This is a genomic window from Haloarchaeobius sp. HME9146 (genome assembly GCF_025399835.1).
GTDB lineage: Archaea > Halobacteriota > Halobacteria > Halobacteriales > Natrialbaceae > Haloarchaeobius.
Genome location: NZ_JAODVR010000001.1, coordinates 147,469 through 167,477, shown reverse-complemented (window position 1 = coordinate 167,477; position 20,009 = coordinate 147,469). Strand labels below are relative to the sequence as shown.

The 20,009-nt window shown below is 67.2% G+C and carries 21 protein-coding genes and 1 tRNA gene; 16 read left to right on the top strand and 6 right to left on the bottom strand.

Annotation, left to right across the window (positions count from 1 at the left end; genetic code table 11):
- Window positions 1-23 precede the first annotated feature (23 nt).
- Window positions 24-920: a hypothetical protein gene (locus N6C22_RS00855; protein ID WP_261648687.1), complete on the top strand. Its 897-nt coding sequence runs from the start codon at window positions 24-26 to the stop codon at window positions 918-920.
- Here the strand turns inward: N6C22_RS00855 and N6C22_RS00850 are convergent.
- Entirely contained in the window at window positions 900-2,117 is a 1,218-nt protein-coding gene (locus N6C22_RS00850) for a potassium channel family protein (RefSeq protein WP_261648685.1), read from the bottom strand. The two genes, N6C22_RS00855 and N6C22_RS00850, sit on opposite strands and share 21 nt — an antisense overlap.
- 257 nt (window positions 2,118-2,374) lie before the next feature.
- On the opposite strand from N6C22_RS00850, the gene citZ reads away from it, so the two are divergent.
- The 3 genes from citZ (at window position 2,375) to N6C22_RS00835 (ending at window position 4,551) form a co-directional block, all read left to right on the top strand.
- Window positions 2,375-3,511: a citrate synthase gene (gene citZ, locus N6C22_RS00845; RefSeq protein ID WP_261648684.1), complete on the top strand. Its 1,137-nt coding sequence runs from the start codon at window positions 2,375-2,377 to the stop codon at window positions 3,509-3,511.
- Between the two features lie 171 nt (window positions 3,512-3,682).
- Window positions 3,683-4,150, top strand: coding sequence for a hypothetical protein (locus N6C22_RS00840; RefSeq protein WP_261648682.1), 468 nt, complete (start codon window positions 3,683-3,685; stop codon window positions 4,148-4,150).
- A 56-nt stretch (window positions 4,151-4,206) separates the two neighbouring features.
- Window positions 4,207-4,551 (top strand): hypothetical protein, encoded by a 345-nt coding sequence (locus tag N6C22_RS00835; RefSeq protein WP_261648680.1) that lies wholly within the window; start codon window positions 4,207-4,209, stop codon window positions 4,549-4,551.
- Here the strand turns inward: N6C22_RS00835 and N6C22_RS00830 are convergent.
- Both N6C22_RS00830 and N6C22_RS00825 read right to left on the bottom strand, forming a co-directional pair.
- Window positions 4,548-5,051: a hypothetical protein gene (locus tag N6C22_RS00830; protein ID WP_261648678.1), complete on the bottom strand. Its 504-nt coding sequence runs from the start codon at window positions 5,049-5,051 to the stop codon at window positions 4,548-4,550. The genes N6C22_RS00835 and N6C22_RS00830 overlap by 4 nt on opposite strands.
- Window positions 5,048-6,070, bottom strand: a complete 1,023-nt coding sequence (locus N6C22_RS00825) for an NEW3 domain-containing protein (RefSeq protein WP_261648676.1) — start codon at window positions 6,068-6,070, stop codon at window positions 5,048-5,050. Before N6C22_RS00825 ends, N6C22_RS00830 begins: the two co-directional genes overlap by 4 nt.
- 148 nt (window positions 6,071-6,218) lie before the next feature.
- Here N6C22_RS00825 and N6C22_RS00820 point away from each other — a divergent pair, with 148 nt between their 5' ends.
- Window positions 6,219-8,468 (top strand): PAS domain S-box protein, encoded by a 2,250-nt coding sequence (locus N6C22_RS00820; protein ID WP_261648674.1) that lies wholly within the window; start codon window positions 6,219-6,221, stop codon window positions 8,466-8,468.
- Here the strand turns inward: N6C22_RS00820 and N6C22_RS00815 are convergent, their stop codons facing one another.
- Entirely contained in the window at window positions 8,469-9,836 is a 1,368-nt protein-coding gene (locus tag N6C22_RS00815) for an MATE family efflux transporter (protein WP_261648672.1), read from the bottom strand.
- Between the two features lie 52 nt (window positions 9,837-9,888).
- Between N6C22_RS00815 and N6C22_RS00810 the strand changes: the two genes are divergently transcribed.
- Window positions 9,889-10,296, top strand: coding sequence for a gamma-glutamylcyclotransferase (locus N6C22_RS00810; protein ID WP_261648671.1), 408 nt, complete (start codon window positions 9,889-9,891; stop codon window positions 10,294-10,296).
- A gap of 261 nt (window positions 10,297-10,557) precedes the next feature.
- Window positions 10,558-11,769 carry a threonine ammonia-lyase gene (gene ilvA / locus N6C22_RS00805; RefSeq protein ID WP_261648670.1) on the top strand — a complete coding sequence of 404 codons (1,212 nt, stop codon included), beginning with the start codon at window positions 10,558-10,560 and terminating at the stop codon, window positions 11,767-11,769.
- A 28-nt stretch (window positions 11,770-11,797) separates the two neighbouring features.
- On the opposite strand, the gene N6C22_RS00800 is transcribed toward ilvA, so the two are convergent.
- Window positions 11,798-12,079, bottom strand: coding sequence for an amphi-Trp domain-containing protein (locus N6C22_RS00800; RefSeq protein ID WP_261648669.1), 282 nt, complete (start codon window positions 12,077-12,079; stop codon window positions 11,798-11,800).
- Window positions 12,080-12,414: 335 nt separating this feature from the next.
- On the opposite strand from N6C22_RS00800, the gene N6C22_RS00795 reads away from it, so the two are divergent.
- Window positions 12,415-13,023: a hypothetical protein gene (locus tag N6C22_RS00795; protein ID WP_261648668.1), complete on the top strand. Its 609-nt coding sequence runs from the start codon at window positions 12,415-12,417 to the stop codon at window positions 13,021-13,023.
- On the top strand, window positions 12,932-14,293 hold the full coding sequence (locus tag N6C22_RS00790) for a GAF domain-containing sensor histidine kinase (RefSeq protein WP_261648666.1): 1,362 nt from the start codon (window positions 12,932-12,934) through the stop codon (window positions 14,291-14,293). Before N6C22_RS00795 ends, N6C22_RS00790 begins: the two co-directional genes overlap by 92 nt.
- A gap of 55 nt (window positions 14,294-14,348) precedes the next feature.
- Here the strand turns inward: N6C22_RS00790 and N6C22_RS00785 are convergent, their stop codons facing one another.
- Window positions 14,349-15,233, bottom strand: a complete 885-nt coding sequence (locus N6C22_RS00785) for a hypothetical protein (RefSeq protein ID WP_261648665.1) — start codon at window positions 15,231-15,233, stop codon at window positions 14,349-14,351.
- Window positions 15,234-15,380: 147 nt separating this feature from the next.
- Here N6C22_RS00785 and N6C22_RS00780 point away from each other — a divergent pair, with 147 nt between their 5' ends.
- The 7 genes from N6C22_RS00780 (at window position 15,381) to N6C22_RS00750 (ending at window position 19,979) form a co-directional block, all read left to right on the top strand.
- Complete coding sequence (locus N6C22_RS00780; RefSeq protein ID WP_261648664.1) at window positions 15,381-16,793, top strand: cytochrome ubiquinol oxidase subunit I; 1,413 nt, start codon at window positions 15,381-15,383, stop codon at window positions 16,791-16,793.
- On the top strand, window positions 16,786-17,772 hold the full coding sequence (locus N6C22_RS00775; protein WP_261648662.1) for a cytochrome d ubiquinol oxidase subunit II: 987 nt from the start codon (window positions 16,786-16,788) through the stop codon (window positions 17,770-17,772). Before N6C22_RS00780 ends, N6C22_RS00775 begins: the two co-directional genes overlap by 8 nt.
- Before the next feature lie 91 nt (window positions 17,773-17,863).
- Window positions 17,864-18,295, top strand: a complete 432-nt coding sequence (locus tag N6C22_RS00770; protein WP_261648660.1) for a PaaI family thioesterase — start codon at window positions 17,864-17,866, stop codon at window positions 18,293-18,295.
- Between the two features lie 69 nt (window positions 18,296-18,364).
- Window positions 18,365-18,745 (top strand): Rid family detoxifying hydrolase, encoded by a 381-nt coding sequence (locus N6C22_RS00765; RefSeq protein WP_261648659.1) that lies wholly within the window; start codon window positions 18,365-18,367, stop codon window positions 18,743-18,745.
- Entirely contained in the window at window positions 18,742-18,942 is a 201-nt protein-coding gene (locus N6C22_RS00760; RefSeq protein WP_261648658.1) for a hypothetical protein, read from the top strand. Before N6C22_RS00765 ends, N6C22_RS00760 begins: the two co-directional genes overlap by 4 nt.
- Before the next feature lie 64 nt (window positions 18,943-19,006).
- Window positions 19,007-19,088 (top strand) — tRNA-Ser (locus N6C22_RS00755).
- A gap of 150 nt (window positions 19,089-19,238) precedes the next feature.
- Window positions 19,239-19,979 (top strand): SOS response-associated peptidase, encoded by a 741-nt coding sequence (locus tag N6C22_RS00750; RefSeq protein WP_261648657.1) that lies wholly within the window; start codon window positions 19,239-19,241, stop codon window positions 19,977-19,979.
- The last annotated feature ends 30 nt before the right edge of the window (window positions 19,980-20,009 follow it).

Sequence of the window (20,009 nt, the reverse complement as noted above, 5' to 3'; positions counted from 1 at the left end):
GCCCCAGTTCCCAAGGTCGGGTCGTGAGCGAGAACACCGACACTGGCGACGACCGCCCGGGTCGCCCGCCGATGGTCCAGTTCTTCGCGGCGCTGGGCGCGGGCCGCAATGTCAAGATAGGCGTCGCGAGCGGGCTGGTCCTCGCGTTCGGGCTGTTCGTCTTCTTCGTCGCGATTCCGGGCATCGTGGCCGACGTGCGCCCCCGGACGGGCTCGCCCCTGCTGTTCGTGGTGCTCGCGTTCGTCGTCTTCGTCTCGACCGCGATGTTCGTCGCGACCGTCCTCACCGCCCGGAACGCCGTCGTACAGGTCATGGATCCGCCGAAGTGGGTGCATCGCGGCGGGACCGTCGGCGCGCTCGGCGGGCTGGTCTGGGTCGGCCTCTCGGGGCTCGCGGTGCTGTCTGCGACGACGTCGCTGGTCGCGGCTGCACCCTCGGGTGCGACGCTGTCGGTCGCCGCGCTGTTACTGTTCCCCGGTATCTGGGCGGTCTACACCAGGCTCAAGTTCGTTGCCGGCGACCTCGGTCGCCTCGCCGTCCTCACGTCGGTCGTCGGGCTCGGTGCCGTCCACGTCGGCGCGTTGCTGACCCCGGAGCCGGTGCTGGCGACGACCGAAACGCCACTCGTGACTCCCTTCGCTGTCGGACTCGGCAGCCTGCTCGTCGGGACGGCCCTGTTCGGGCTCGCGGCTCGCGAGGAGTTCGGCGGGCTGGCAGTGGCTGCAGCGGCCGTCCTTCCGCTGTCGGCGGTCGGCTTCGCCGCCGTCGCCGTCGTCTCGGTCCCGACCTGGGTCGGCCTCCTGACGGTGTCGCCACTCGGGCTCGCCTGGATACTGCTCGGAAAAGCGTGCCGCGACTCGCCGACGCCCGCAGGGTGGGAACCCAGTGAGGACGACGAGCTATTCGAATTCGTCGAGTGAGTCGTCGCCGACCAGTTCTGCCAGTCGGGTCGCCCCGGTGCGGGTCCCTTTCGCGATGAACACGTCACCGACGCGGAGCTCCGTCTTCGGTCCCGGCATTATCTCCCAGTCGTTCCCCGCGGCGTCGCGGTGACGGACCGCGATGACGCGCATCCCGGTGTCGGTCCGGACCATCTGGTCGCCGAGCGTGGTGCCCGCGAGCTGGCTGCCGGGAGCGACGGTCAGCCGGACGATGACCTCGTCGGACTCGAAGACGGCCTCGGCGACGACCGGGTGGGTGCCCATCCCGCGAAGGACGCCCTCGGCTATCTCGAGGGCGGCGTCGCTGATGACCTCGGTCGCGCCGGCGAGGTGCATCAGCCCGCGCAGGCTGACGGGGTCGTCGACGCGTTCGGCGGCCTGCAGCACCCACGCCTCGAACCGGGATTCGAGCGCGTCGACCTCGGCCTCGAGTTCGGCGACCTCCTCGGCCAGCGCCTCGGAGCCGTACAGCACCGAGCCGTAGGCCACGTCGACCGCGAGTTCGCTCATGTTCTTCATCAGGACGATGGAGTCGACGGCCCGTTCGAGGTCGTCGATGCCCTCCTCGACGGGTTCGGGTGCGACGAACTCGTCGCCGGTCACGTCCTGGTACACGTCGGCGACGTTCTCCTCGGCACCGCGGAGCAGGACCACGTCACCGGGTTCGAGGACGGTGTCCTTGCCGGGGTTGAGGTGCCAGTCGCCGCCCCGACGCATCGCGATGAGGCGGACGCCAGTCTCGGTCTCCATGTTCAGGCTCCCGAGGCTCTGGCCGGTGACCGACGAGTTCCCCGAGACCGTGGCGCGGACGACCGTCTCGACGGCCTCCGGCAGGGTCGTCCGGATGGCATCCGGCAGGCCGATCTCCTCGAGGACGACCTTCGCGATGTCGCCGGTCGCGTCGCTTATCTTCTCGGTCGCGCCGACCATTCCCAGCACGGGGGCGAGTTCCTCGGCGTCCTCGGGCGAGCGCGCTGCCATCATCAGGCTCATGCGGGCCCGCATCTGCAGGACGTCCATCCGGTCCTCGAGTTCGAGCACCTCCTCGGCAACCTCTGCACTCCCCAGCAACACCGCCGAGAACGACAGGTCGATCATCAACTCGGCGGTGTCTTTCATCTCCGCGAGCACCTCCTTGACACTCACGGGCTCGTACTCGACGTCACCGGCATCCATGGCCCGACGTTCGCCCGGCCGCGAGAAAAGCGTTGCCCGGCTCCATCGTGCGGGGGGCTCACTGCCCAGAACCCACATCTTCATGTCGTATCACAGGTCGTCTGTGAGGATTATCTCGTCGGTGGGCCAGATTCTCGCACAGTTGTCTAATTCCAACTGGTAGCCGGTTGAAACGAGTTGGGGTGTTTTGGGCAGACTTCCAGCAGTAACGGCGTAAACGACAATACTTTTCGGGGGGCGTGCGCAAGGCTCAACGTATGTCTGACGACCTCAAGAAAGGGCTGGAGGGCGTTCTGGTCGCCGAATCGGATCTGAGCTTCATCGACGGTGACGAAGGACGTCTCATCTATCGCGGGTACGCGATCGAAGACCTGGCCCGCGATGCCAGCTACGAGGAGGTCCTCTACCTCCTCTGGCACGGGAAACTCCCCAATCGCGAGGAACTCGACGACTTCACAGCGCAAATGGCTGCTGAGCGCCACGTCGACGAGGGAGTCATGGAGACGGTTCGCGAGCTCGCCGAGCAGGACGAGGAGCCGATGGCCGCGCTCCGGACGACCGTGTCCCAGCTCTCGGCGTACGACCCCGACGCTGACGCCGACTCCACCGACGAGGCCGCGAACCTCCGCAAGGGTCGCCGCATCACCGCGAAGATCCCGACCATCCTCGCCGCGTTCGTCCGCATCCGCAACGGCGACGACCCCGTCGAGCCGCGTGACGACCTGAGCCACGCCGCGAACTTCCTCTACATGCTGAACGACGAGGAGCCCGACGACGTGCTCGCCGAGACGTTCGACATGGCGCTCGTGCTCCACGCCGACCACGGCCTGAACGCCTCGACGTTCACGACGATGGTCATCTCCTCGACGCTCGCCGACCTCCACTCCACGATTCCGGGCGGCATCGGTGCCCTCTCGGGCAGCCTGCACGGCGGCGCGAACCAGGACGTGATGGAGGCACTGCTCGAACTCGAAGAATCGGGGAAGGACCCCGTCGAGTGGGTCGAGGACCGTCTCGACGCGGGCGAGCGCGTGCCCGGCTTCGGCCACCGCGTCTACAACGTCAAGGACCCCCGCGCGAAGATCCTCTCCGAGAAAAGCGAGGAACTCGGCCAGGCCGCGGGCACGCCCCAGTGGCACGACTACTCGGTCGCCATCGAGGAGTACCTCACCGCCGAGAAGGGCCTCGCCCCGAACGTCGACTTCTACTCCGCCTCGACGTACTACCAGATGGGCATCCCCATCGACATCTACACGCCCATCTTCGTGATGAGCCGCGTCGGCGGCTGGATCGCCCACGTGCTGGAGCAGTACGACGACAATCGCCTCATCCGGCCGCGGGCGCGGTACGTCGGGCCGATGGACGAGGACTTCGTCGACGTGGACGAGCGGTAGGTTGCGAGGTGGCGGAGCCACCTCGATGGTGAACGGGTCGTAGGCCCGTGAGACCGCGCGACTGACCAACTTTCCGTCTTTTCGAGGTCGATATCGGACTGGAGCGGTGGTGCCGAACCTCTCGGTTCACCGCGAGTTTCCCCTTTTGCCAATCGTGCCGTTTCTCTGGGTATGCGCTCTAGACGACAGCTCCTCGCCGGCCTCGCCACCGCCGGCCTCGCCGCGCTGGCCGGCTGCACGCGTCTCGGCATCGGCGGGGGTGGCCGGTCCGTCGACTGCTCCAGCCGGGGGTCCATCCCCACGCCCGGCCCCATCGGGATGGTCAGGGCGGAAGCGGACGGGGACCGGGTCCTGTTCCTCATCGGGGTGAAAGCCGAGGCGGTCGAGACCGAGGCGGTCGTCCGCATCGGGGTGTACGACCAGGACGGCGGGCTGGTCCACGACGTGCCGGTGATGGACAATCAGGAGGACAACGGCCTGACGGTGACCGGGCTGGAACCGGGGATGATACCCTACGCCGTCGACCTCGGGCCGGCACCGACTCACGGCTGGTACCGGGTGGTGGCGTACGACCAGACGGGCGAGGTGGTCGGGGAAGCTGTCGAGCGATTCAACTGTTTCGTCGACGGGACTGTCTGAGCCGGGGTTCGAGACTAAAGGTGCTCCATATCCCCCGTGGCCCCGTCGTAGCACATATGGAACCTGATGTGTGCGCGGCCATTCAGGCGAACCGGATGGTCGAGTTCGAGTACGATGGCGTGGGCCGCGTCGTCGAACCGTTCTATCACGGCACCACCAGGTTCGACGAGGAACTGCTCTGTGGCTACCAGCGTCCCACCGGGACGGCCCGGAGCGACGGGGGTGAGGGTGTCGGGGGAGTGGCGGTGGCCGATTTCCTCACGACGGGTGACGGCTGGCGGGTGTACGACGTGAACCGGATCGCCGACCTGCGGCTGACGGACCGCTCGTTCGCGGGGAACCGGCCGGTCCCGACCGACGTGTTCCAGAACTCGCTGGCCCACGAGTGCTGTCGCCTCTAATCGGGGTTCGACTCGATTAGCCCGCGCGTGATACGGACGATACCCACGAGCGACAGCGCCAGCAGGACGAGGGCGAACGCGGCCTGCACGAGCGGTTCGAACTCCTTCCCGACCCAGAGCCGGATGAACCGCGAGGCGTTCGAGTAGAAGACGCCGAGCATGTACAGCGAGACGAGGGTGAGCACGACGAGCGCGAGCCAGGACAGTTTCGTTCGCAGGTCACGGTCGGTCCGGGCATCGCGCTGGGACCGGCGGGAATCACGACCCTGGGCCGCAGCGTGCTCGGCGGTGGCGGCCGGTTCCGCGTCCCTGACGGGAACGTCTTCGTCTGCGGACGTGTCGACCTCGTGGTCGGTGTCAGATTCGTCGCTGGCTGGCCGGTCGGTGCTGTCGCTGTCGGTGGTGTCGGGGTCGTGATCTGGCATGCTGTCGGCGTCGGTGGTCGTGGTCTCGGCGTCGGTGGCACGGTGCTCGTCGGCCGGCGGGTCGTCGCGGCTCATCGGCGGACCCTCCGTGCGACAAGTGCGGTCACGAGCACGGCGACGAAGGCGGCTGGTAGGCCGAAGCCGGGCTGGCCGCCGGCGTCAGCCTCTGGTGATGCCGTGGTGGGTGGGCCGGTCGCCGGGCCGTCACCGGTCTCGAAGTCGCCGGACTCGAAGCCCGCAGCCGACTGTGTCCAGTTGACCGTCAGCCCCTGTCCGGGCGCGAGGTTCGCGACGGAGCGCTCGGTCCCGACGATGGTGTCGCCCTTCCAGAGGATGGCATCGAGGTAGTAGTTGTACCCATCTGGCACGGTCAGGTCGGCGGTCGGCGTCACGGTCTCGCCCGGGGCAACCGACCCGACCTGGACCGTGGTCTGGTCGGCGACGACGTTCGAGCCGTTCTGGCGAGCTTTCAGGACGAACCGGAGGTTCTCGGCGGGGTCGTCACCGGTGTTCGTCAGGTAGGTCGTCACGGCCAGTGTCGCCCGGTCGTTCTCGACCGAGGCGACCCGGTACTCGATGACGGGGAGTTCGGCGTCACCGTCGAACTCGTGGAAGCCGACCGGGGTCTCTGCGTATGCCGGAGTCAGGCTGTCGACGCCGGAGACGGTCCGCGAGCCGACCGTCATGCGCTCGCCGTCGCGGTAGAGGACGGCCTCGACGCGGTAGCCACCCTCGCGGGGGACCGAGAGGCGTCCGGTCCGGTTCAGCTCCGACTCGTTCCGGAGGTCGCCGAAGGCCAGTCGCGTCGTCGCCTCGACGAGGCCGGAGTCGGTGTCGACCGCCCGGAGGACGACGGTCACGTTCGGGGCAGGGTTCCCGCGGTGTTCGACGTATGGTGTCACCTGGAGGGTCGCGGTCCCACCGGTGACCTGCCCGGCCGAGATCGTCATCTCGGTGAGCGCGACCCGGCCGGGCCGTTCGACCGGTTCGTCGTCGGGTGGGGGCTGGAGGGCACCCGGGACGGCCACGAGGACGCCGGCGGTGACGAGGAGTGCGACCACGACGACCGCAGCCAGTCCCGTCTCTGGTTTCATAAGCACCGGTTCCATCGGATTTATTAAATGTCTTGTGTGGAGAGGGGACGACTTCTCGGGGCCGAAACCACTTAGTCAGAGACTCCCATGAATGGTGGTAGTTACCCGACCACTCGATTCGCCGATGATGGCACACGACACTGTTTCCGTGTCCGTCCTCTGTGTCGACGGGGATGCGGACCGTCGGCAGGCGCTGGTTTCGGCCATCGCCGAGACGGCTCAAGAGACGGAGACGGTGACCGCAGACACGGCGGCGGCAGCCCGCGACCGGGTCGCGGACCTGACCGAGCGGCCGGACTGCGTTCTTACGGCTGCCAACCTCCCCGACGCGGACGGTATCGGCTGCCTCGACGGTGTCCGCGCTGTCGCGTCGAAACTCCCGGTCGTCGTGGGCACGACGGACCGGGAAGCGGTCGCGGCTGCCGCACTCGACGCGGGTGCGACCGACGTGGTCGACTGGAGCAACGAGACGGCACGGCGGCTGGCTGCGAGACGAGCGGTCGCGGCCGCACGACACTTCCGGGCCGAGAGCGGTCGGTCGGCCGACGCTCGCGTCGCGACCCTGTTCGAGAACACCAGCGACGCTATCGCGGAGGCCAGAATCGAGGGTGACCACGCCTACGTCATCCGCGTGAACGAGTCGTTCGGCGAGGTGTTCGGCTACGACCCCGCGGAGATGGTCGGCCAGGACCTCGACGAGGTGGTCCACCCCCAGGGCCGCCGCGACATCGGGCGTGAGTACAACCAGCGGGTCGCGGCCGGCGAGTCGTTCGAGGCCGAGGGGACCCGGATAACCGCGGACGGTCCGCGAGAGTTCCTGATGCGTTCGGTCCGTGTCGGCGACCGGAGCGACCTGGCGTACTTCGTCTACACCGACATCACGGAGCGAAAGCAGCGCGAGAAGGTCCTGCGGATGATGCACGACGCCACCCGGGAGATGATGATCGCCGAGACGAAGGCCGACGTGGCCAGCCGGGCGGTCGCGACCGGGCTGAACATCCTCGGACTGCCACAGATCACGGTGTTCCTCGTCGACGGTGACGTGCTCGACCCGGTGGCGACGACGGATATCGACGGCGTGGACCCGGTCCCGCTCGACCGGCAGACGGCGCTGGCCGACCTGTTCACCAACGGGGAGACGGGAACCTGCTCGTTCCCGGGCGCGAACGAGGATACCAGGGTTCTGGCGGTCCCACTCGGCAGGCACGGTGTGCTGACGGCGGGCAGTGTCCACGACGAGTCGGTCGACGACGCGACGGTGCGGGTCGCCGAACTGCTGGCGACGAACGTCGTCTCTGCGCTGCAACGGGCCGAACGCGAAGACCTCCTCCGCGAGCGCGAGGCCGAGGTCAAACAGCAGCGTGACCGGTTCGCAGCGCTGTTCGAGAACATCCCCGACCCGGCGGTTTCGTACGTGTTCGAGGGGGACGGGACGATGCAGGTCCGGGCGGTCAACTCATCGTTCGAGACGGTGATGGGGTACGACGAGGCGACCATCGTCGGCAGGGACCTCGACGAGTTCATCGTCCCACCCGGCAAGGAGGACGAGGCGACCGGGCTCAGCGAGGAACTCATCGCCGGGAACTCGATCCACGCCGAGGTCCGCCGCCAGACGGCGAACGGACTGCGTGACTTCATCCTCCACGGCGTCCCGGTCACGCTCGGTGAGCACAGCGTCTTCGGCTTCGCCATCTACACGGATACGACCGAGCAGCGAGAGCGCGAACGACAGCTTCGCCGGCAGAACGAACGCCTCGACGAGTTCGCCAGCATCGTGAGTCACGACCTTCGCAACCCACTGACGGTGGCCCGGGGTCACCGCGACCTGCTGGCCGTGGAGTACGACCACGAGTCGCTGGAAGAGCTCGCCTGGGCGCTCGACCGGATGGAGGACCTCATCGAGGACGTGCTCGCACTCGCCAGGAAGGGGAAGACGGTCGAGGACCCGGAGCCGGTCCCGTTCGAGCGCATCGTCACGGACGCGTGGGCGGGGTGTGCCACCAGCGGGTCCGACCTGCAACTCGCCGACAGCTTTCCCCCGGTGCTGGCCGACGGCGAGCGCATGCGGGCCCTGTTCGAGAACCTCTTTCGCAACGCTGTCGAACACGGTTCCACTGATGGCACTGGCGTCACCGTGACGCTCCAGCACCATCCAGCGGGGTTCGCGGTCGCCGACGACGGCCCCGGCATCGACCCGGAGGACCGTGACCTCGTGTTCGAGCAGGGCTACACCACGGCGTCGGAGGGGACCGGGTTCGGGCTGGCCATCGTCGAGGACATCGCGGAAGCCCACGACTGGTCGGTGCAGATAGACGACTCGGCGGACGGGGCGCGGTTCGTGTTCTCCGGGGTGGAGTGGTACGACGAGGCGGTGCTGGACGACGACGTGGAAGCCTGATCAGTCCGCCGCACTGCCCCGGTCTGCCATCATCTTCGCGGCCCGTCTCGCCCAGTCACCACGCACGAAACCGACCGTGACGAGCACGGCAGCCAGCCCGTAGTACCCGATGATGCCACCGTACGCGCCGAGCACGCCGTAGCCCAGCGTCACGCCGACGACGTAGCTGAAGCCGAGGAAGAACACGAGCAGGCCCGCGACCCGGGCGACGAACGGGGTGCGCGTCTCGCTCCCGCCCTGGAGGCTCCCCGAGAACACGACGAAGGTCACGAGTGCGGGCGCGGCCAGCCCGTAGGTGCGGGCGAAGTCGACCGCGTAGCCGACGGTCGCGGGGTCGCGGGTGAAGACGCGGACGAACAGGGGTGCGCCGACGACCAGTGCGAGGCCGATGCCCCCGACGGTCACCAGACCGAGCAGGGCGGTCGCGACCCCGTTCTCCTTCGCCTGCTCCGGGTCGCCCTCACCGAGTGCCTGTCCGACTACCACGCTCGCGGCGACGCTGTAGCCGCGCGAGAGGGGGCCGGTCACCTGCTGGTAGAGACGGCGACCGACCTGGAAGGCGGCGTTGACCTCGGTCCCGAAGCCGAGCAGGAGGGCGTTGAACGGGAACTCGGCGAGGGTGTCGGCGAACCCCTCGACGACGCGGGGGGCCGAGACGACGACGAGCTGGCGAGCGATGATGGGGTTCGACGGCAGGGCGAAGCCGGCACTGGTTCCCCCGACCCACATTATCGCACAGAGCACGACCGCGGTGAACACGTTGCTGAAGGCGGTCGCGAGGCCGACGCCGACGATCTCGTAGCGCTGGAACCCCAGCAGCCCGAGGCCGAGCACCACGCTCCCGACGATGTTCAGCCCGTTCGAGACGATGTTGACGTACATCGGGGTACGGGTGTCGCCGGTGCCCTGCAGGGACCTCGCCGCGATGAGCGACACCTGCCGGGCGGGCGCGGTCGCGAAGACGATGGCGAGGTAGGTGCCGCCGAGCTGTGCGACGCTGTCCGACGCGCCGAGCAGCGAGATGGCCTCGCGGCCGAACAGGAAGCCGAACGCGACGAACGGGATGCCGGCGACCAGCCCGAGCAGGATGGCCTGGGTGACCGCCTCGTCGCGGTTCGCCTGTGCCCCGGCACCGGTGTCCTGGCTGGAGAGCGCGATGGCACCGCCGCCGAGCCCGAGGCCGATCCGCAGGGGGAAGCGGGCGTAGAGGTCGGCGAGGCCGATGGCGGCGATGGCGGCCGGCGAGAACAGCCCGGTGACGATGATGTCGGTGGTCCGCATCGCGGTGCGGAACGTCTGCTCGACCATCACGGGCCACGAGAGGCCGAGGACGCGCCGCCACACCGACAACAGCCGGCCGCGGTTCATGGTCGGGTTTCCCGGGCTCGGCTCTTTTAGTCGTCGGAAGCGGAAGCAACGTATGGACTGTTTCGTCTACGGGACGCTCACGGACCCAGCCCGCGTCGACGAGCTGCTGGACGACTGGACCTTCGGCCCCGGCGCTGTCCTCCGGGGCGCACATCGGGTAGAGGGCGAGTACCCGACGCTGGCACCCGGCGGGGAGACGCCTGGGCGAATCCTGCGGACCGACGAGGTCGACGCGCTGGACCGGTACGAGGGCGTCGACCGCGGGCTGTACGTCCGGGTGGCGGTGCCGTGGGCGGACGGCAGTGGCAACCGGACAACTGGCGACGTGCAAGTGTACGTCGGGGACCCGGCCAGACTCGGAGTCGAGGACTCCATCGAATGGCCCGGTTCGGGGTCGTTGCAGGCCCGGGTCGCGGACACGATGGCCCGGGAGTGTACCGTCGTCGCACGACCCGAATGACGACCGGCAGACGACCGTCTGACGCCCGATTCACAGCGCCGCTGTCTTGCGATTACACTTTCACTCCGCTTGGCTGGCGTTTATATGTATCCCGCCCACTTCTCCACTTGCACGTCACACGCGTGCTCCCCCCGTATTCCCCCTTTCAGACCAACACCCGTGAGCCGCCGGCTCGGCGACCGGTCCGGGTGGTCGCGTCTCGTCTGCGTCGCAGAATTCTCGTGCGAAAATAATTAACGACGTGCCCGCCGACGTTCCTGTATGCTCGAACTCGACGACGTGTTGGAAGCGATGCCCCGGGTACGTGAGACCTCGCGGCACACACCCATCGAGTACTCCCACACCTTCTCGGATATGACGGGAGCCGCGGTCCACCTGAAGATGGAGAACTTCCAGCGAACCGGGTCGTTCAAGATCAGAGGCGCGACCAATCGAATCATGACGCTTTCGGATGACGAGAAATCTGCCGGCGTGGTGACGGCGAGCGCCGGCAACCACGCCCAGGGCGTCGCCCTCGCGGCCACCCGCTCCGGGGTCGACGCGAAGATCGTCATGCCGGAGTACGCTCCCATCTCCAAGATAAAGGCCACCCAGAGCTACGGGGCCGAGGTCGTCCTCTACGGGACCGACTACGACGAGGCCGCCGAGAAGGCCCACGAACTGGAAGAGGAGGAAGGCCGGACCTACGTCCACGCCTTCGACGACCCCTACGTGATGGCCGGGCAGGGGACCATCGGGCTGGAGATTATGGAGGACCTCCCCGAGGTCGAGACAGTCGTCATCCCCATCGGCGGCGGCGGCCTCATCTCCGGGATGGCGACCGCCATCAAGGCCAAGAATCCCGAGACGCGGGTCGTCGGCGTCCAGGCCGAAGGTGCCTCCAGCGTCGCCCAGTCCCTCCAGAAGGGCGAGCGCTACGAGCTCGACAAGGTCGACACCATCGCGGACGGTATCGCGGTCCGTGGTCCCGGTACGCAGACCTTCGAGGTCATCAAGGAGCGCGTCGACGAGGTCGTCACGGTCTCGGACCCCGAGATCGCGATGGCGCTGACGTACGTCCTCGAACGCGGGAAGACGCTGGTCGAGGGCGCGGGTGCGGCTCCGCTCGCAGCCATCCTGTTCAACAAGTTCGACTACGACGAGGGCGAGGTCATCGTCCCGGCGATGTGCGGGGGCAACATCGACCTGAACATGCTCACGACGGTCGTCATGCGCGGGCTGGTCGCCACGGGCCGCTACGTGAAGATAAAGACGGTCCTGCGCGACCGCCCTGGGTCGCTCGAAGAGCTACTGCACATCATCGCCGAGAAGAAGGCGAACATCTACGCCATCCAGCACGACCGGACCTCCCGGCAGATCGGGATGGCCGACACCGAGGTCGAGGTCGACCTCGAGACGAGGGGCCACGACCACGTTGAGGAACTGCTGGAGGCGATTCGGGAGGCGGGCTACGAAGTCGAGATGCTGGTCTGAGTCACCTCGCCGTTCCTCTCGCAGGACCTCACTCGATGGTGAGGTCGCCGCTGCCGTCGCTCCCGTTCTCGTCCCACTCCAGGGCGAACTCGAGCTCGATCTCCGGCGACTTGCCGGACTTCGAGGTCTCCCGTTCGATTTCGACCTCGAACTCGACGCGCCCCGGTGGCGAGAGCGTCACCGAGTCGCCGCCGGATTCCAGCGTGAACTCGCCACCGGAGTCGAGGCGGTCCGCGACCGTCCGAAGGTACTGTGCGACCTCGCTCGTGGTCATGTCCCGTTCGAACTCGAACAGCGTCTCTTCTGGCATTCGTCCAGCTACGGCACGCAGGCTATTGACTCTGCGTATCGGCACAAGGAGGAGCATCGCTCGGGGTCGCGACGACGCTCGCGTTCGCGTCCAGTGCCGGCGGCGCACCCGACGCGTCGACCGGCCACACCCGGAACCGCTGTTTCACCGGGAGTTCGAAGCTCCCGGCCGGCGTCACGAGAGATGGGCAGTCTGACTAGGGATTGCACTCGGTGACAGAACTGTCAAATTAGCGCCTTTTACTTCACAAACCGGGACACGAGAGCGTGATTTAGAGTTCTCTTCCTCAGCACATCAAGAGGAATCTTTAATCACCAATCGAACGAACTACTAGCATGAGTTCGTCTGCGCTGTCGAGGGCTGCTGTACTGGCAGCGTTCGAGAGCCTCGGACCGCCCGGAACTCCGGTTTCGATCGGGACACTCACTGCCGAACTCGGGTGTTCCGAGTCGATGCTCTCGGACGTGCTCGAGGAACTGGTCGCAGCCGGTGAGCTTCGGACGAAGACGGTGGCGTCCGGCGAACAACTCTGGTGGTGTCTGCCGGACGGGGACGAATACGAGCGACTCCGCGAGCGGGAAGCACACTACCGCACGCTGTTCGAGTCGATGGACGAAGGGTACTGTCTCGTCGAAGTGCTGTTCGACGGGAACGAACAGCCGGTGGACTACCGCTTTCTCGAGACGAATCCTGCCTTCGATGACCAGACGGGACTTCTCGACGCCGAGGGCAAGCGGATGCGCGAACTGGAGCCGCGTCACGAGGAGCACTGGTTCGAGATATACGGCCATATCGCACTGACCGGCGAGTCGATTCGGTTTACGGACGAGGCGAAGTACCTCGGCGACCGCTGTGTACGACGTGTATGCGTTCCGTATCGGGGACCCGGCCGAGAACCGGGTCGCGATTCTGTTCAACGACATCAGCGAACAGAAGGAGGCTGAGGCGGAGAGTCGGGCGCTTCGGGAGGAGTTGGAATCCGAACTCGCGGCGATGACGCGGTTGCACGAGTTGAGCATGCGACTCGTCGAGAAGAAGGACGTTCAGGAGATGCTGGAAGAGGTCCTGGATGCCACCATCGAACTCCAGAACGCGGATTACGGGATAATCCAACTGTACGACACCACGCGGCAGACACTGACGATATCCGTTCATCGGGGCTTCCCGGAGGAGTTCCTCGATCACTTCGAAACGTTGCACGCGACGGAAACGTCGGTGTGTGGGAGGGCGCTCAAGCGGGGGGAACGTGCAATCGTGGAAGATATCCGTACCGACGAGGGGTTTCGGCCGCATCGGTCGGCCGCCGAGAGCGTCCCGTACCGGAGCGTCCAGTCGACACCGATATTCGACAGTTCAGGCGAGATTCTCGGGATGCTCTCGACGCACTTCCGTGAGCCACACCGGCCCTCGGAGCGGGACCTCCAGCTGACGGACCTCTACATCCAGTTGGCAGCCGGCTTGCTCGAACGGGTCGAACGTGAACGAGAACTCGAACGCAACGTCGAACAGCTGGACCGGTTCGCGAGCGTGCTCAGTCACGACCTGCGGAACCCGCTCGGCGTTGCCAAGACTGGCCTCGAACTCGCGCGACAGGACGCGCCCGGTGCCGAGGAGAATCACGACCGTATCGCTCGCGCGCTCGACCGGATCGACGACCTCGTCTCGTCGTTGCTGACGCTGGCACGCGAGGGAGCGGTCGTCAGCGAGTTCCAGCCGGTGCGACTCAGCGAGGTTGCGGAGAGGGCGTGGCGGTCCATCGACGCGGACGAGGCGACCCTCGTCGTGGATACCGACGTGGAGACGGTACAGGGTGACCCGGAGCGAATCCGGACGCTGTTCGAGAACCTGTTCCGGAATAGTGTCGAACATGGCGTTCGACGAACCACCGGCAAAGCCGGTGATAGCGTGGAACATGGTTCCACGAACAGCCGGGCGCAGCCCGGCGACGCGGTCGAACACGGCGGAGCCGGTGTCACCGTCCGCGTCGGGAGCCAGAGCACCTCGTTCTTCGTCGAGGACGACGGGCCGGGTATCCCGGCCGAAGAACGTCACCGAATCTTCGAATACGGCTACAGCACGTCCCGGTGTAGCACTGGATTCGGACTCAGCATCGTCGAGCGCATCGCGGAGGCCCACGGGTGGGAGATGACCGTCGGGGAGAGTGCAGCTGGTGGTGCCCGATTCGAGTTCGAGACGGCCGGTTGGATGCGGTGAGTGCGGTCGTTCTTGCCCCCGGGCTGTGAGATGGGTCGTCGTCGATTCGTTCCTGTCAGTCTTGCTCGACCGCTGACCGACTGGTCGTGTTCGGCAGCCCTGCGTACCTGACCGTCAGGAACTGCCTGCCGAACAGCCACATCTCGTGGGTCGCGACGACGCTCGCACTGGCGTCCAGCGCGGGCGGCGCACCCGGCGCGTCGACCGGCCACACCCGGAACCGCTGTTTCATGGGGAGTTCGAAGGTCCCGACCGGCGTCACGAGGTAGAGCCCCGGGTCGCCGGTCGCGTCGGTCGTGAGTTCCACCGCGCCCGCGTCTCCGAGGTGGCGAATCGACAGCACGGTCGAGAGATTCGTGACGGGAAGGGGAACGCCGATGTTGACGAACCGCTCTCCCGCTTTCTCGTGGGTCGCGTACATCGCGGTGAACACGCCCTCGCCAGTGTCGCGGTCGGTCCGGACCCAGGCCCGGGCACCCTCGCGGGGGTCGGCGGCCGGGTCGAGCCGTTCCAGGTGGTTCGTGAGGTGCTGGACCCGCGAATCGCCCGGTGCGGGGAGGTTCAGCTGTTCGAGGGCGCTGGTGAGGAAACTCGCCAGCCACGCGCCGGTCCGGAAGGGGCGGTGCCACTCGGCGGTCAGGGCGAGGTCGTACTGGCTCGTCTGTTCGTAGAAGTCTCGAACCGCGGGGGCGACCAGTCCGGGGTCGAAGTCGGGGCGGGCGAAGGTGTCGAGGTCGTCCATCTCGCCGGGCAGGTCCTCGCCCGTCCCGACGCCGGTGTGTGCGACCCAGTTCGAGCCGATGCGTCCCCGGGCCGTGAGCGGGCAGAGGGGAACGTCGGTGACGCGCGCCGAGAGAAGCCGCCAGAGTGCGACTGCGAGCCCCGCGATTCCGACGAGGAGGGCACCTGGTCGCCGGCGAAGCCACGATGGGAACGCCATCACCGAAACACGTTCGGGGCAATCCTGAAAACCACGCCGGTTCCCGGCCTTCGAGAATTGGCTCGCCTATTGTATGGGCGCTCGCCGTAGCAAGGGTAACGACTCGGCCGGAGGCGGTGTCGACCCCCGGCCGGTGAGGCTCACCCAATGGTAGACCCCGTACTCGCCAGCCGACTCCAGTTCGCACTGACCACCATCGTCCACATCATCTTCCCCGTGATGTCGATGGGGCTCGCGCCCTTCCTCGTCTACTTCACGTGGAAGTCCATCCGGAGCGACGACCGGCTCTGGGAACAGCAACGCCGGTTCTGGACGAAGATCTTCGCCCTCTCGTTCGTCGTCGGGACCGTGACCGGGCTCGTCCTGGAGTTCGAGTTCGGGACGAACTTCGCGGCCTTCGCGACCACCGCCGGGGAGCTGTTCGGTGGCCCGCTCGCGGTCGAGGGCATGATGGCGTTCTTCCTCGAGGCGACGTTCCTCGGCGTGTTCGTCTTCGGGCGCGAGAAGGTCGGTGACGTCCTCTACATGGTCTCTGCCATCGCGGTCGCCGCAGGGACGTGGCTCTCTGCGGTCTGGATTCTCATCGCGAACTCGTGGATGCAGACCCCGCGCGGGTTCGAGCTGGTCCAGCAGAGCGGGCAGCCCATCGTGACACTCGTCGACCCGTGGGCGGCCTACCTCAACCCGCGGTTCCCGTGGATGTTCGTCCACATGCAGTCTGCCGCGGTCATCTCGGTGGCGCTGTTCATGCTCGGGGTCGCGGGGTTCCACGTCTGGCGCGACCGCGACACCCGGTTCTGGCGCGTGACGATGAAGCTCGCGCTCGTGATGTTGCTCCTGATGGCACCCTTCCAGGTGGTCCACGGGGACTCCTATGCCCGCCACGTCGCCGAGACGCAACCACAGAAGTTCGCCGCGATGGAGGCACAGTACGAGACGGAAGCACCCGCGGCCCTGCACGTCATCGCCATCCCCACCGAACCGTCGGCGTTCACCGACCCGCGGGCCGAGAACCTCTGGACGCTCGATATCCCCGCGCTCGCGTCCATCCTCGCCAGCGGGGGTGACCCGACCTACCAGGTGACCGGGCTCAGCGAGTTCGAGGAGAACCCGCCGGTGGCCGTCGTCTTCTGGTCGTTCCGGCTGATGGTGTTGTTCGGGCTCTGGTTCGTCCTCCTCGCCATGTGGGGCGCGCTCCGGTGGCGTCAGGGGAGACTCTACGAGGACACGCGCCTCCACCAGGCCATGGTCGGGTCGTCGGTACTCGGCATCGCCACGACCGAACTCGGCTGGATGGTCACCGAGGTCGGCCGCCAGCCGTGGGTCATCCAGGGCGTCCTGAAGACAGAAGACGGCGTCTCGCCCGGCCTCACCGGGTTCGAGGCGACCCTGACGCTGGTCGGATTCGCGCTGGTCTACACCGGCCTGCTCGCGCTGTACAGCTACGTCATCCTGCGAATCATCCGCGAGGGCCCACCCGAGGTCGGCGTCGAAGGGGATGAACCGCGGCCGAGCGACCGCCCGGAGGTCCCGGTCTCGGAGGTGACCGCCGATGACTGAGTACCTCCTCGGCCTGCCCCTCCCGGCGCTCTGGTTCGGCGTCGTGTTCGCCTTCCTCGGGACGTTCCTGTTCCTCGACGGCTTCGACTTCGGGGCCGGTGCCCTGTTCGCGACCCGTGCGGACGAGACCGAGCGCGAGCACGTCCTGGCGGCCATCGGGCCGTTCTGGGACGGTAACGAGGTGTGGCTCGTGGTCTTCGGTGGCGCGCTGTTCGCCGCGTTCCCGCGGATCTACGCTACCCTGTTCAGCCGCCACTACCTGCTGCTGTTCGGGGTCCTCGGGACGCTCATCCTGCGCGGGCTCGCTCCCGAGATGTACGAGCAACGCGAGGACGCGGACTGGAAACGCTGGTGGGGTCGTGCCTTCGTCGTCGGTTCCATCGGCTCGCCGTTCCTGCTCGGCGTCTTCACGGGGAACTGGCTGCTCGGGACGACCCTCGCCCTCGAATCGGTCCTCGTCGGCATCGCCGTGGTCGCGCTGACGGTCGTTACGGGGGCCGCGTTCCTCGCGATGAAGGTCGCTCGGCCGGCTCCCGGGATGGCGGTCGACCTGCGTCGGTGGGGGCTGCGGGCGGCTCTGGCGTACCTCGGGCTCGTCGTCGTCCTGCTCGGTGCCCTGCTGTTGCGACCCGCGGTTCGCGAGCCGCTCCTCGCGCCGGGGCCGGTCGTACTGGTCGTGCTGTCGGTCCTGCTCGTGGGCGCATACGTGGTGACCATCCGGCGAGAGCGCGACCTGTTCGCGTTCCTCGCCGCCGGTGGGCTGACCTACGCCCTGGTCGCGCTCGTGGGGACCCTGCTGTGGCCCGTGCTCGACCCGGCGACCGGGAGCACGGCCAGTGAGGCCGCGGTCTCCCCGCTGTCGATGAACATCCTGACCGGGGCGTCGGCGTTCCTGCTCCCGATGGTACTCTCGTACTTCTACATCCTCTACTCGACGTTCGCGGGACCGGTCGAGGAGGGCGGGTACGGCAGTCACTGAGCGCAGCACTTACTGAGCGCGGCAGTCACCGAGTGAAGTCGGTGGTGCCGCTGCGCACAGCTATTTCTCGCTCGCCCGCGAGTCGTCGTCCGTGAACGAGGAACACTTCCGGAGACTGGAGGGGATGTACGCCAGCGCGCCGGTCAACGACTTCTACGACCCGGAGTTGACCGTCCGCGAGGGTGAAGCCGAGGTCGTGACGCCCGTCGACGAGTCCCTGTGTCACGCGCTGGGGGGTGTCCACGGCTCGGTGTACTTCAAGGTGCTCGACGACGCGGCGTTCTTCGCGGCCAGTTCGCTGGTCGAGGACGTGGCGGTTCTCACCACGGAGTTCAACATCTACCTCGAACGGCCCGTCTCGGCGGGCGAGATTCGCGCCGTCGGCGAGGTGGTCAACGACAACCCGCGCCAGCTCATCGCAGAGGCCGTAGCGTGGGACAGCGATGGCAACGAGATCGCCCGCGGGAGCGGGACCTTCCAGCGCAGTGGGATGGAGTTGACGCCCGACGTCGGGTACGAGTGACGGCGGGAGCGCGGAAACGTTGCCGGGGAGTCGGGGGTTTTTAAGACGGCGGCGGTCGTCGCTCCTGACATGAAGCGAATCATCAGCACGGACGAGGCACCGGCCGCGGTCGGGGCGTACAGTCAGGCGACGACGAACGGCGACATCGTGTTCACCGCCGGCCAGATTCCGCTGACACCCGACGGCGAACTGCTGGACGACGAGTCCATCACGGTCCAGACCCGCCAGTCCCTCGAGAACGTCAGCGCCATCCTTGAGGAGGAGGGCTGTACCATGGAGGACGTGCTCAAGGTGACCGTCTTCATGGACGACATCGAGGACTTCGACGAGATGAACGACGCGTACAAGGAGTACTTCCTCGACAACCCGCCGGCCCGCTCCGCCGTCGAAGTCGCGAACCTCCCGAAGGGCGTCGGCGTCGAGATCGAGGCCATCGCGTCGAACGAGTGAACCAGAGAGCGAAATCGGCCCTGCTGTGGGGCGCTGTCGGCCTGTTCGCCTTCCTCGTGCTCTACCAGGGGTACGTGGCGCTCGGGAACGACGGTGTGGGTTTCCTGCCCGCGCTCGGCGTGGCTCTCGTCGTGGGTGCCGCGGTCGCCGCCGGGGCCTACGTCGCCGAGTTTCGGCTCCTCACCAGGGGACGGTAGACTCTCGCACACCGTCGAACGAAACAAAGCCGTTAAATGCAACACCCGGTAACTCACGGGTGAAGCCAGGATGGCCGAACGGTAAGGCGCACGCCTGGAAAGCGTGTTCCCTTTCGGGATTCAGGGTTCAAATCCCTGTCCTGGCGCTTCTCACTGATTCACTCCCGGCGAGCGCCGCCTCCCGCCCCCAACCCCTTCGTTTCCGGTGCAACATTGGTTATCAGGGTACTTTCGGCACCGTCGTCTCGACTGCCGGGTGACGCCAGCTTTTGTGGCTCCCACGCGTACGCAGGCGCATGTGTGGTCGCTACAGTCTCTTCGTGACGCCGGACGAGCTGGAAGAACGCTTCGGCGTGTCCGTTCCTGCGGACTACGGGCCGCGGTACAACGCGGCACCGAGGCAGGACCTGCCGGTCATCCGGGCCGACACCGACGCCGAACTCACCCGGGCGAACTGGGGGTTCCTCCCGTCGTGGACCGACGACCCGGACGACGCGCCCCGCCCCATCAACGCCCGGTCGGAGACGGTCCGGGACAAGCCGATGTTCCGCGACGCCTTCGCGTCGGCGGGTGAGGGGGCGGACCTCGCCACAGCGGGTCGGTGTCTCGTCCCCGCTGACGGGTTCTACGAGTGGAAAGAGGAGGGAGGTGGAAAACAGCCCTACCGGGTGACGCTGGCCGACGAGGAGCCGTTCGCGATGGCCGGGCTGTACGCCGTCTGGGAGGGCGTCGAGAAGCAGACAGGACTGGACGCGTTTGCGGGCGGCGGGAAGGCGGAGCCCGAGACGAAGCGAGTGGTCTCCTTTACGGTGTGTACCACGGAGCCGAACGACCTCGTGGCTGACCTGCACCACCGGATGGCAGTGATGGTCCCCGAGGGAGAGGAGGAGACGTGGCTCCACGGGGACACCGACGAGGCGGCCAGCCTGTTCGAGCCGTATCCCGCAGACGAGATGCGGGCGTACCCGGTGTCGACGGCGGTGAACGACCCGGCGAACGACTCGCCCGCGGTCGTCGAAGAACTCGGTGCGAACTGAGCACGCCGGGCTCGACCGTGGACTTGCCTG